The 12,985-nt window shown below is 41.9% G+C and carries 10 protein-coding genes; 4 read left to right on the top strand and 6 right to left on the bottom strand.

Annotated features, from left to right (window positions below; translation table 11 throughout):
• Position 1: 1 nt before the first annotated feature.
• The 5 genes from PQO05_RS01625 to PQO05_RS01605 form a co-directional block, all read right to left on the bottom strand.
• Entirely contained in the window at positions 2-2,416 is a 2,415-nt protein-coding gene (locus PQO05_RS01625; RefSeq protein ID WP_273630893.1) for a TonB-dependent receptor, read from the bottom strand.
• Between the two features lie 153 nt (positions 2,417-2,569).
• Positions 2,570-3,505: a hydrogen peroxide-inducible genes activator gene (locus PQO05_RS01620; RefSeq protein WP_273633565.1), complete on the bottom strand. Its 936-nt coding sequence runs from the start codon at positions 3,503-3,505 to the stop codon at positions 2,570-2,572.
• Between the two features lie 59 nt (positions 3,506-3,564).
• Positions 3,565-5,406, bottom strand: coding sequence for a glutamine--fructose-6-phosphate transaminase (isomerizing) (gene glmS / locus PQO05_RS01615; protein ID WP_273630892.1), 1,842 nt, complete (start codon positions 5,404-5,406; stop codon positions 3,565-3,567).
• A 112-nt stretch (positions 5,407-5,518) separates the two neighbouring features.
• Positions 5,519-6,934 (bottom strand): DUF4270 family protein, encoded by a 1,416-nt coding sequence (locus PQO05_RS01610; protein WP_273630891.1) that lies wholly within the window; start codon positions 6,932-6,934, stop codon positions 5,519-5,521.
• A gap of 16 nt (positions 6,935-6,950) precedes the next feature.
• Positions 6,951-7,775 carry a glycogen/starch synthase gene (locus PQO05_RS01605; RefSeq protein ID WP_273630890.1) on the bottom strand — a complete coding sequence of 275 codons (825 nt, stop codon included), beginning with the start codon at positions 7,773-7,775 and terminating at the stop codon, positions 6,951-6,953.
• Between the two features lie 153 nt (positions 7,776-7,928).
• Here PQO05_RS01605 and panC point away from each other — a divergent pair, with 153 nt between their 5' ends.
• The 4 genes from panC to PQO05_RS01585 all read left to right on the top strand — a co-directional run bounded on the left by panC (position 7,929) and on the right by PQO05_RS01585 (position 11,260).
• Entirely contained in the window at positions 7,929-8,765 is an 837-nt protein-coding gene (gene panC / locus PQO05_RS01600) for a pantoate--beta-alanine ligase (protein ID WP_273630888.1), read from the top strand.
• 45 nt (positions 8,766-8,810) lie between these two features.
• Positions 8,811-9,161: an aspartate 1-decarboxylase gene (gene panD, locus PQO05_RS01595; RefSeq protein ID WP_273630887.1), complete on the top strand. Its 351-nt coding sequence runs from the start codon at positions 8,811-8,813 to the stop codon at positions 9,159-9,161.
• Positions 9,162-9,190: 29 nt separating this feature from the next.
• Complete coding sequence (locus tag PQO05_RS01590) at positions 9,191-10,183, top strand: energy transducer TonB (protein WP_273630886.1); 993 nt, start codon at positions 9,191-9,193, stop codon at positions 10,181-10,183.
• 63 nt (positions 10,184-10,246) lie between these two features.
• Positions 10,247-11,260 (top strand): energy transducer TonB, encoded by a 1,014-nt coding sequence (locus tag PQO05_RS01585; RefSeq protein ID WP_273630885.1) that lies wholly within the window; start codon positions 10,247-10,249, stop codon positions 11,258-11,260.
• A gap of 53 nt (positions 11,261-11,313) precedes the next feature.
• On the opposite strand, the gene PQO05_RS01580 is transcribed toward PQO05_RS01585, so the two are convergent.
• A complete protein-coding gene (locus PQO05_RS01580) occupies positions 11,314-12,708 on the bottom strand; it encodes a Gfo/Idh/MocA family oxidoreductase (protein ID WP_273630884.1) in 1,395 nt (464 codons plus the stop codon).
• Positions 12,709-12,985: the final 277 nt, after the last annotated feature.

Here is a 12,985-nt window from a genome sequence, read left to right as displayed (position 1 = left end):
TTTAAAAGCGAAATGCAAAGCTCGCTAAATATTGTCTTAACATTTGTGGGTTAACAGATGAATAACCTGTATAGTATTCTTTATTGGTTAAGTTATTGCATGATAAACCAATGCGGTAAACACCTTTATCGTAAAATACAGTTGAGTTAAGGATAGTGTATTGAGGTAAGATAAATACACCCTGGCTCACGCTGTTAACTACTTTGTTATCGCTTGCGTAGTTACCACCAAAACCTACACCTAAGCCTTTGATCTTAGCTGCCTGGAAACGGTAGCTTACCCATAAGTTAGCCGTATATGGCGAACCTGCAGTACCCGGGCGCAGGCCATCAACATCGTCGCTAACGTTTTTGTATTTCGAATCATTGTAAGCAAAACCTGCCACCACGTTTACGCCGGTTACCGGGTTGGCAATAACTTCGGCCTCGAAACCTTTACTTACTTGTGTACCACTTTGGATTTGGAAGTTTGGATGTGCAAGGTCGGTACGTAAAATGTTATCTACCTTAATATCGTAGTAGCTTAACGTACTGCTTAACTTACCATCAAACACATCCAGTTTAACACCACCCTCAATTTGGTTGGCATGCTCTGGTTTAAATGGATTGCTGTTAAAATCAACGCCTGGTTTGTTAGTGAAGCCGTTTTGGTAGTTGCTAAATAATGATACATGATCTTTAACAACCTGGTAAATTAAACCAAATTTTGGAGAGTATGCTGTTTGCTTATACGCGCCGGTTTTAGCACCGGTTGTGGCATCTTTATTACCATCAAAATCAAATCTGTCTATACGTAAAGCAGCAGAAGCAATTAAACGATCAGTGATGTTTAACACATCAGATACATAAGAACTATATGTGCTCGAGCTATACATGTAAGGATATTTACTTGCACCACCACCTGCATAAACCGCACCCAGCGTAGCTGTATTAAAGGTATTATAGTTGAAGGTACTGCTTTGTAATGGAGCAATATCATAAGCAGTACTTAAGAAAAGCTGGTTTGAGTTAACGTTCAGATAATCTAAACCGACTACGATGCGGTTTCTCATTTTACCGATCTTGAAGTCGCCATTGAAATTTTGCTGAATCTCAGTTGTAGTTGCTTTGCTGTTTTGGGTAGATTGATCTTCGCGTGAGATCTGCTTATTTGGCAACAAATAGAAATATGGGCCATAACCATTAGAGAAGCTGTTTACAGAGCTAAAATTGGTTTGTGAAGTCCATTCTTTAGAGATTTTGTAGTTTACCTGGCCCAGATAGTTTGCGCTTCTGGTACGTTGTGTTAAGCTTTTATCGAAGTAAGAACGTTTGTAATCGATACCTAATTCATCGGCACGGCTAGCACCTAATTGTGCAATTGTGTTTTGGTATGGGAAGAAGTAGATGGTGTTTAAAGCATTACGGCCATAAAACAATTCGGCTTCTGCTTCAATGGTTAATCTGTCGTTTACTTTGTATAACAAGCTTGGTGCAATAGCTACATTTTTGCTGAAGCCATTATCCTGAAAACTATTTTGATCTGTGTAAGCCGTATTTAAACGGAACAACACTTTCTTTTGCGGATCTAATGGTGTATTTACATCAGCGCTTACACGGTTTAAGCCATAGCTGCCACCTGTATAAGTAACCTCGCCGGCAGTACCTTCAAAAGGCTGTTTGGTAACACGGTTAATTAAACCACCGTAAGATGTTAATGAACTACCAAATAAGGTAGCAGACGGGCCTTTAATTACCTCAATACGATCGAGGTTAATAGCATCAATAGCGTTGGTTACGTTACCGGCAACACCGTTACGCAATTGGGTTTGTACCACAAAACCGCGTAAGGTATAGTATGCACCACCATCGCCACCACGACCAGTTGCATCCCACATTTTTTGCAGACCAGATACGTTTTTAACCGCATCATCGGCAGTGAAGATGTTTTGCTCGGTTAACAGCTCGCGACTGATAGAAGTATAGGATTGTGCATTTTCAAGATTATTCAAAGGCATCTTGGCCACATCGGTACTTAGCTTTCTTTTAAAGCGGTTCACCTTACTGCCATTTACGGTTACTTCCTGCAAACCGCTGCTATTTAAGTCAATAGTGAGATCGTTAACCACTGTTGTTTTACCGGCAGTAACGTTTACATCAATTTCTTTGGTTAGCATACCCACGTGAGATATCACTAATTTATATGTACCCGCTGCTGCTTTTAACGAGAAGATACCGTCTTCGCCTGTAACAGTGGCCGAGTTGGTTGATTTTAGAGTTACAGTTACGTTATCGGCAGGTTTGCCTTCGGCGTTAAATACTTTACCTTTTACAGTGCCTTTAGCTGTTTGTGCGTAGCTAAAACCAGTGGCAAAGCAAAGCACTATGGCTAAGAGATATATTAAGAAATGATAGGATTTTGTGGATAGTTGAACCATAATATTATTTAGACTAATTATAAAGAATGGCGCAAATGTAGAATATACAGTTTAATTATCCAAACTATTTAGACTAAATCTAAACAATACGCACCCACAAATAGTTACATATTGCCAAAAATTCAAAAAGAATACAGAATGTTTTCTATAGAGTTAGATCTCGATGAGTTCCTTTTTCTTCTTTGTCTTCATACGCTTAGGCACAAATTCAAGGATCTCAGATTTCAACGCTTCTATCAGGCGGCGCTTAACGAAGTTTTTCTGGGTGACGATACTGATCTCGCGGGCAGGTTCGGGCGATTTAAAGTAACGCACTTTATCGAGTTGTTTATCAGTGAGATCAACTAAAGCTAGCTCTGGTAATATGGTGGTACCGTTGTTTTGATCCACCATGCGTTTCAGCGTTTCTATACTGCCGGTATTGTATTCGAAATGCTGGAAGCCTTTGCTGCTTTTACGGCGCTGGCAGATGTTAAGCACCTGATCGCGCATGCAGTGGCCTTCGTTTAATATCCATAGCTCTTCCATGTTAATATCATCGGGATTGATATTTTTCTTTTTGGCCAGGATACTATTTTTGGCTACGTAGGCTACAAAGTTTTCGTAAAACAGCGGGGTTTCTGTGAGGTGCGATTCATGTAGCGGGGTAGAAAGGATACCGCAGTCTATCATCCCCAGTTTTACTTGTTGTACAATCTGATCGGTGGTTTGCTCCCAAACCACCAACTTTACCTGGGGGTATTTATTAATAAACTGGGTGATTATCTTAGGCAGGATATAAGGGGCAACGGTTGGAATGATGCCAATTCTCAATTCGCCGGCCAGGTCTTTTTGGCGGTCGCTGATAATCTCCTTAATTTTTTGATGTTCTGATAATAAGATACGTGCCTGGGCAATAATATCGCTGCCTATTTCGGTTGGCACTACAGGTTGCTTAGCCCGGTCGAAGAGTTTTACGCCTAAAGTATCTTCCAGTTTCTGCACCTGCATACTTAAGGTAGGCTGGGTAACAAAGCACTTTTCGGCAGCAGCTACAAAGCTGCGATAAGTATCAACGGCAACAATATATTCGAGCTGAACAATAGTCATATAGTTTGTATCTTTTTTCAAAGATACAAACTATTGATTTTATCTATAACCCCGAAAGGTTATTCTACTGTCACAGATTTAGCCAGGTTACGTGGCTGATCAACATTACAACCACGCATAACCGCAATGTGGTATGATAGCAATTGCAATGGAATAGTAGCCAGTAAAGGCACAAATGCCTCTGAGGTTTGCGGGATTTCGATCACATAATCGGCCATGTCACGTACCACGGTATCACCTTCTGATACAATGGCTATAACGTGCCCGCCACGTGCGCGTACTTCCTGGATGTTACTGATCACCTTCTCGTATGATGAGTTTTTGGTGGCGATAAATACAACCGGCATATCCTCATCAATTAAGGCGATAGGGCCGTGTTTCATCTCTGCCGCAGGGTAACCTTCGGCGTGGATGTAAGAGATCTCTTTCAGCTTTAAGGCTCCTTCTAAAGCAACCGGGAATGAACTGCCACGGCCAAGGAACAAACAGTTGGTGGAGTCTTTAAACTTATCGGCAATGATCTGTACGTGATCGTTAGTTTTTAAGGTTTTCTCTATCAGCGTAGGGATCTCGTTAAGCTCGGTCAGGTATTCAATCAGTTTGCTTTCTGTAATGGTACCACGCTGCTGGGCAATGTAAAATGCCATTAAAGTAAGGGCGGTAACCTGTGCAGTAAATGCTTTGGTTGATGCTACGCCAATTTCCGGCCCCGCGTGTGTATAAACACCTGCATGGCTTAAACGCGGGATAGATGCACCCACTACGTTACAGATACCAAATATGGTAGCGCCTTTTTCTTTAGCCAGCTCAATAGCAGCCATGGTATCAGCAGTTTCGCCAGATTGCGAAATGGCAATTACCAGGTCTTTCTCAGTAATGATCGGGTTACGGTAACGGAACTCAGAAGCATATTCAACTTCAACCGGTACGCGTGCATATTCTTCGATCAGGTATTCGCCAACCAAACCGGCGTGCCATGAAGTACCGCAGGCCACAATGATAATGCGGTCAACATTTTTCAGTTTCTCTACATACTCTTTTACACCACCCAATTGTACTTTACCCTGCTGCGGGTAAATACGGCCGCGTAAACAATCGCGTACCGAGCGTGGCTGCTCGTAAATCTCCTTCAGCATAAAGTGATCGTAACCACCTTTCTCAAGCATTTCCAGTTGCAGCTCCAGTTTCTGGATATATGGTGTTTGTACAGTGTTATCGATATTTTTAATCAGCAGATCATCTCGGCGGATGTAGGCGATCTCATTATCGTTCAAATAGATTACGTTTTTAGTGTACTCAACAATCGGGGTAGCATCAGAAGCAACAAAATATTCGCCTTTGCCAACACCAATTACCATCGGGCTACCTTTACGGGCTGCTATCAGTTCGTCAGGAGCATCTTCGCTCATGATTACAATAGCGTAAGCGCCAATAACACGGTTCAGGGCCACACGAACTGCTTCGCGCAGGTCTAAACCAGTTTCGCTTTGAATATCTTCGATCAAATGGATTAAAACCTCGGTATCTGTATCGCTTAAAAACACATGGCCTTTAGCCAGTAATGCTTCTTTAATACTGCTATAGTTTTCGATAATACCATTGTGAATAATGGTAAGCTTGCGATTGCCTGATGAATGTGGGTGCGAGTTACGGTCGCTTGGTGCACCGTGGGTTGCCCAGCGGGTATGGCCCATACCAATGGTACTGGTAGTATCAATATCTTTTACAAAATTTTCGAGATCGCTAACCTTACCGGCTTTTTTATAAACTTTAAGTTCTTCGTCTTTATTAAGCAATGCAACGCCGGCGCTGTCATATCCGCGATATTCCAAACGGTGCAAGCCTTTTATTACAATAGGGTAAGCATCACGAAACCCAATATATCCTACAATTCCACACATAAATAGAGTGATTTAAATACTGCTACAAAGGTATAACAGCGGTTCAACAAAATGTTTGCTAAGCTAATAATTTGACGGCAAAAAAAATCCCCCTGTTTAGAGGGGGATTATATTATTTTGTTGCCTTGGTATAAATAATATTGAGCTTCATCCGGTACGGGTAATTGGCCGATGCCTTGTTAGTAACCGCCCCCACAGCAATAGTTCGGCCGGATGTTTGGGCCGTTGCTGCAATATCTACACTAAGTGTATTGGCATTATCAACCGGGCCTATAAAGGTACCATAGTCAATAATTTTACCCCGCATTAAATCTGATATATAACCGGTAATAATGAAGTGATATGCTTTTTCGGCGCTTGCATAGTTGCCACCAAAAGTAGCCACACTAATAAAGCGTGGATCAGTCGCGGTTGTACTACTACCCATTGCATCAGGTACCTCTGTACGCTGCAGTGCAATATCATAACGGTATAAACTTAGCTTAGGGTTGGGGATGTACGGTATATCGGTACCTGCGGCTGCGGTTACAACCAGCTCTGCCCTGTTTATGATAACATCACTACCCGCATCCTTAATTATGTTTTTTAGATAAGGGAAACTGATCTTAGTCCTGGTACCGCCCAAACCTTCGTAATAAACAATTTCCTGCGATGTTGCAGTGCTGTTTAAAGCAGCCTGTACAGCGGTGCTGTAGGTACGTTTAATTTCGGCAGCACGGTTTGCAAGCGGCAATGTAACCATAGCGGTATCAATAGTTGTACCTGTTGTTGCCTTGTAATAAATATCAACACGGCTAGAATCGAGGCTGATATTAAAACGGCCGCCATTACCCTGCTGGTTTTTATCTAAAGTTAAATACAAACCCTTTACCTGGTTTTGAAACAGGTTATTTGAATTTAATACCGCTGTAGAAGCACCAAAAAGGTTATTATAAATAAAGTTAGGGCTAATTTTTACACGCAGTTGCGCAGGTACCGTTTTAAGGGTATCCTTAGCACCAGCCACAATATTTGTAATCTGTATTGGGGTGTGGGTACGTGAGTTAAATGTTTGCGAACCCAAAACGGTGCCTTTATTAACCTGCCAGCTTTTGTTGCCATAATAAACCGAAGTAGAACTTGGCTGCTCGGCAAGCTGGTACACATTGATCTTGTATTTCGAGGTCAATGAATCTCCGTAAAAGCCATCATTGAAAGGCAGTACCAATACAGCCGAGTCAATGGTAACTGTACCCGAAGGTAAAGTATAGGCTGCGCTGTTAGGCAAACTTAGCAGGGTTGCAATATTAGCTTCGGATGTACCGATAGCCGGGTCCTGAAAATAAGCCAGCGGTGTTTTAGGCAGGCCCGATGTAACCACGCTATCTTCGGGGATAGTTTTGGTTGTTAACGTTGCGGTGTCAATCAGGGTGCCGTTAATTTGCTGCGCCGGATCAACATTTAAACCAAGGTTATCCTGGTTTTTACAACTATTTAAAATAAAAAGACTTATCAACAGGGTTAATAAGTCTAATCGGAAAAATTTCATATATATCTTCAAATCTTTAAGCAACGTTCACCAGTTCTTCGTTGGTAATTTCGTCGTAAAAGTTGTAATAATTTTCGAAATCTGCTGTAGAATTAAATTCCAAAACCGATTTTTGGCTGTTTTTAACATTATTTAACACATCAGCATCAATGTTTTCGCTGGCCAAAACTATCCCGTCACTATACTGGATAGCGCCGGCATATAAAGCTGAGTTAGTACCTGGCTTGTATACTTCGGTGTGCGCCTCGGTCATATCGCTCATTACTGCTTTGCGTGCAAAATCATCGTCCATTTTTTCTTTGAAATCATTCTCATAAATAGAGTAAACTACTTTAGAATGTTTAAAGGTTGGATCATCTTTGTATGTATTTTTAAGGTAAGCAGGTACCAATGCACTCATCCAGCCGTGGCAGTGAACGATGTCTGGCGACCAGCCTAATTTTTTAACAGTTTCCAATGCACCTTTGCAAAAGAAAATCATACGCTCATCATTGTCCGCATAAAACTTCCCGTCTTTATCATTGAACACATGCTTACGCTGAAAATACTCTTCGTTATCCAAAAAGTACACCTGCATACGAGCCGAAGGAATAGAAGCCACCTTAATGATCAGCGGATTATCATTATCATTGATAATAATGTTCATTCCCGACAAACGTATTACCTCATGTAAACGGTTTCTTCGCTCATTGATATTTCCAAAACGCGGCATCAGGATACGGATCTCAAATCCTTTATCCTGCATAGCTTGTGGCAACTGCCTTGTTATTTCAGAAATTTTAGTGAGTTCGAGGAAAGGCGACATTTCATGAGTTATAAACAGAAGCTTAGATTTACCCATTCTAATCAGAATTTAAAATTTTAATATCGCTCAAAAAAAATTTGAGTGTGCAAATATACACAATATGTTAAGAACTATCAATGGATTATGCAAGTAAGTTTGGTTATTTTTAATTAAAAGCACAACTTTGCCAACTTTTTTACGAGATAAGGTTTGAAAATATTTACAACCAGGCACGAGTTGCAGCAATATTTGCAGCAATGCCGCCAAAATGGCGAAACCATTGGTTTAGTGCCTACTATGGGTGCACTGCACGAAGGCCACCTGTCATTACTGGCCCTTGCACGGCAGCAATGCAGCATTTCTGTTTGCAGCATTTTTGTAAACCCTACCCAGTTTACAAACGCCAGCGACCTGCAGAATTACCCCCGCCCAATTGAAGCCGATATAGCCAAATTAACTGCCGCAGGCTGCGATGTTTTGTTTAACCCAAGCGTAAATGAAATGTATGCCGCTAATGAGCAATGGCATATCGACCTTGGCCAACTGGAGCATTTGCTGGAAGGCGAGTTTCGCCCGGGGCATTACCAGGGGGTAACCCAGGTGGTGTTTAAACTGTTTGATATTGTAAAACCCGACCTTGCCTTTTTTGGCCAGAAAGATTACCAGCAGGTACTGGTAATTACCAAAATGGTACAGCTGCTTAACCTGCCGGTTAAACTGGTAATGGTACCCATCTCACGCGAAGCGGAAGGCCTGGCCATGAGTTCGCGCAATATCCATTTATCGGCAGATGACAGGCTTCACGCGCTTGTATTATCAAAAGCATTGCGCCATGTTACCGAAAACTTTAACGGTAGTAATCTGCAAAAAGTAACTGCCGAGGCTATTGAAATGATCAATGCAGAGCCTGGCGTAAAGCTCGAATATTTTGAGGTTGCCGATGGCGAAACCTTATTACCGGCAACCGAAGCCAATACGCATTTAGTAGCCCTAACAGCTGCGCAGGTAGGCAAAACCAGGCTGATAGACAATATGATAATCCGCTGATTTTGCACTCTCCCAATTCCAAATTCTATATTATAACTTTGTAAAATGATTATTGAGGTTTTAAAATCAAAGATCCACCGCGTTAAGGTAACACAGGCTGAATTGAATTACGTTGGCAGCATTACCATCGACGAGGACCTGATAGACGCAGCCAATATTATCCCGAACGAAAAGGTGCAGATTGTAAATAATAATAACGGTGCACGTTTTGAAACTTATGTAATTAGGGGCGAACGGGGTAGCGGTATCGTATGTTTAAACGGTGCAGCAGCACGCCTGGCACAAGTTGGTGATATTGTGATCATCATATCTTACGCTTCGATGGAGATGGAAGAAGCACGTAAATTTGAACCCATTTTAGTATTCCCTGATACGGATAATAAATTAATTAAGTAGTTTAGTTGCGCTTAACCTTAGCGCAACTTATGAAGTTTTTATACCTCCTTCTATTCGTTTTTTCAGCGGCTTTTTGCTTTGGCCAAAAGGCTCCTAAGCCTACCAAAAAGTACAATACTTACTTTTATAACAATGAGCACGAGCGTGTTCGTTCGCTCGATAGTGCCGATTTTATTCAGTTTGTGATTGAGCCTGACAAGGGCTCAAGCCTTTATAATGTTGAAGAATATTATAAAAACAACACACAGCGATTTGTTGGAAAATCATCAAGGATCAGCCCGGTAATGCTTCAGGACCAGGGCATGTCTTTTTATCCGAACGGCCATAAAAAGCAGGTAGCCCAATACCTCAATGGCCAAATAACCGGCACTGTTTACCAGTTTTACCCTAACGGCCAGCTATACATGGTTAAAGAATATATTGCAGATAAGAAAGATCTTGCAAAACATGGCGGCTATGCTATTAAAGATTCATCTATTACCGCTGTATATGATTCGACCGGAAAATCAATGGCGGAAGACGGCAACGGGCATTATGTAAGATACGATGATGATTTCAAAAACATTGAAGAAGAAGGTGCACTAAAAGGTGGCAAACCCGATGGAAAGTGGAAAGGTAAAGATATACTTCGCCACATTGGTTTCGAAGAAGATTATGCCAGTGGAAAACTTATTAAAGGATCGGCAACAGACTCTGCCGGTATAAACTATACTTACGAAAAAAGATCAGTAGCTGCCGAATTCCCCGGGGGTATCGATGCTTTAGGGCAATATATAGGGCACAATCTCAGGTATCCGCCCGCATCCCGCGAAAGGGGAATGCAGGGTACCGTTGTCATAAACTTTGTTATAAATACAGATGGCACAATCTCAAAAATAAAATTTTTAAACAGGGTGGATAACGACATTGATAATGAAGCGCTGCGAGTTATTAAAAGCATGCCCAAATGGGCGCCAGGTATTGCTTACGGCAAAACAGTAGCATTTAAATACACCATCCCTATATCATTTACATTACAATAGTTCTTTGCTATTGGGATAATAAATTAATTAAGTAGTTTAGTTGCGCCTTACTTAGCGCAATTTATGAAGTTTGTTTATACCCCTATCCTGCTTTTAATTTCTGTGGTTTGCTTTGCCCAGAAACCACTTTCCGTTACTTATTACAAATATGGTTTCCATACAGTACGATCAATAGACAGTGCCGATTTTATACGTGCTGTTTTACTTCCTGATAGTACCTCTCCGTTTTACCGGGTAAGAGATTACTACGCAAGCAATAAAAAAATAAAATTTGCTGGCTTTGTTGAAAACCGTACCAACCTTAGTAGCTATGAAGGTAAGTGCGAAGCTTTTTACCCAGATGGGCACCCAAAGCTTAAAGCCTTTTACCGCCAGGGCCGCATGTTGGGCTTTGTGTACGAATACTACCCCAACGGTAAACTGCACTCTTTAAAAAAGTACCCAGCCTCACAACCCGGTGAATTGATGCCCGACCCTTTGGTGATAACTCTCCTCGACACAACAGGCGTACCCATTGTAAATAATGGCAACGGTTTTTACAAAGGCTACAGAACCAATATTGATTTTGATGACGATCGTTTATATGAGGAAGGCCCAATAGCAAGCGGATTGCGTAATGGCAAATGGCAGGGCAGCACCAACCCGGTTATTTTGCCGTACAATATGCCAACATCCATCTCACCTAAAATTAAATTTACGGAGCAGTACGAAAACGGCCATTTAGTTTCTGGCACAGCAACTGACTCTACAGGTACAGAATACCGTTACACCCAGCGAATGCGATCCTTTACGTATAAAGGAGGGATGCAAAAGTTTTCGGAATATTTACAAAAAGAGATCGTGTATCCGGTTTCTGCCAGGCAGCAGAATATCCAGGGAAGGGTTTTTGTCTCTTTCCAGATCAATCCCGATGGCTCAATCAGCGATATTAAAGTAGCAAGAGGTGTTAACTTCGACATTGATAACGAAGCACTACGGGTAATTGAGCAGTCGAAACACAAATGGTCGCCCGAAGAAGAATTTGGCATCCCGCTTTTATCCCGCGTAACTATACCTATCAGTTTTACCTTAAAATAATTAGCCTTCAGTTTACTAACAGCCTGCACAAAACGCAGGCTGTTAGTATTTGTTTACTCAATCAAATACATTTCTTCCGGGTTCCAGTAAACTATCTTGTTAAAGAAATAACTGTCGTTACAAGCCAGGCAAGGTGCAGCGGCACGGAAACCAAACGTGGCATCTTCTACCACAGGCTTACCGGTACGGATGCTATCCATAAAATTGGCAAAATGATCATTAGAGGCACTGTAACCTTGCGGTGCCATATAATTTATATCAGCCAGTTTAGGCACCTGCTGACTGGCGGCCGAATACTTTTGCCCATAGGCATCTAATAGTTGTTTCTGCATGGCTTCGGGGTAAGTAGCTAATGAATCCCAGCCCCCGATACCCGGCGCTGTTGGCATTTTATTTTTGCGGATGGTAAAGCCATCTCCTTCGCCATACAGATCAATCACTCCCTCACTGCCGATTATTTTGGTAGACGAATGCTCGCCCTCGCCACTTACAAAATTTACCCTTAATGAAACCTGGAAAGCGGGATGCTCTTTTGTCTCAGGATACTGGATAATAGCACTCATAATATCAGGCACGTTGCGGCCATCTTTCCAGTAGTTTAATCCGCCTATCGCACAAATTTTCTCCGGGCCTTTTGAATCTGTTATAAAGTGGATGCCGGTAAGCAGGTGTACAAACAAATCGCCTGCTATGCCGGTGCCGTACTCGCGGTAATTTCTCCAGCGGAAAAACCGGTTACTATCATAAGCCTGCTTCACCTTATCATTTGCCTGAAACCTATCCCAGGCTACGGTTTGCGGCGAAGCATCCAGCGGGATGGTATATTGCCAGGCACCCAATGCGCTTTGGCGGTTAAATGAGGCTTCAACAGAATTAATCTGCCCTATCTCGCCTGCCTTGTACAACTCTTTCGCTTTTTGAAATGCAATACTGCTGATGCGCTGGCTGCCCACCTGGAAAATAGCCTTAGTTTCCTGTTGAACTTTAATTTCGTTTAACCCCTCACTGATCTTATGCACCATTGGTTTTTCGCTATACACGGCTTTGCCCTTGCGCATGGCTTCAATAGCTATGGTGCTATGCCAGTTATCGCTGGTTGCAATAATTACGGCATCAACATCTTTACGGTCAAGTATCTGCCGGTAATCATTGGTTACATCAATATTAGGGTACAGTTCTTTTGCCCGCTGCAAACGGCCCTGGTATAAATCGCAGCAGGCCACCAGTTCAACACCCGGTACAGTTAAAGCAGCACGGGTATCATTAAAACCCATTATACCCATACCAATGGTGGCTATACGTATTTTATCGTTGGCGCTTATGCGTTTTTCGGCGTGTAAAATTCTTCGTTCAATATCTTCCTGCGCAGCCAAGCTGTTTAGCGATGCTGAGGTTAAAATTACAGCACTGCCAAATTGCTTCAAAAATTTACGGCGATCTGTCGACATAAGCATTTTAAATTAAGGTTATTTAATTAGTTTTTATGGGGCCAAAAATCGCTACCGAAAGGCGATTATAGGCTACACATTATGAAGCCAATATAGTAATGAAATACTGTATTTATCACCGCAGTATAAAAATCAAAATATTCCCCACGTGTAAGCTATAAAGTCCTATCTTTGCATCCCGACGCTGAAAGTCGGAATTCCTGCTTCCAGCGCATAGTATTAATCAGTTCAAAGTTGGCAGTTTAAGTTCATAATCAAACATTTATGCAGCTTCAAC

Origin of the sequence: Mucilaginibacter jinjuensis (genome assembly GCF_028596025.1) — a bacterium.
GTDB lineage: Bacteria > Bacteroidota > Bacteroidia > Sphingobacteriales > Sphingobacteriaceae > Mucilaginibacter > Mucilaginibacter jinjuensis.
Note: the sequence above shows the minus strand (reverse complement) of the source record. Positions and strands in the feature narration are given on the sequence as shown.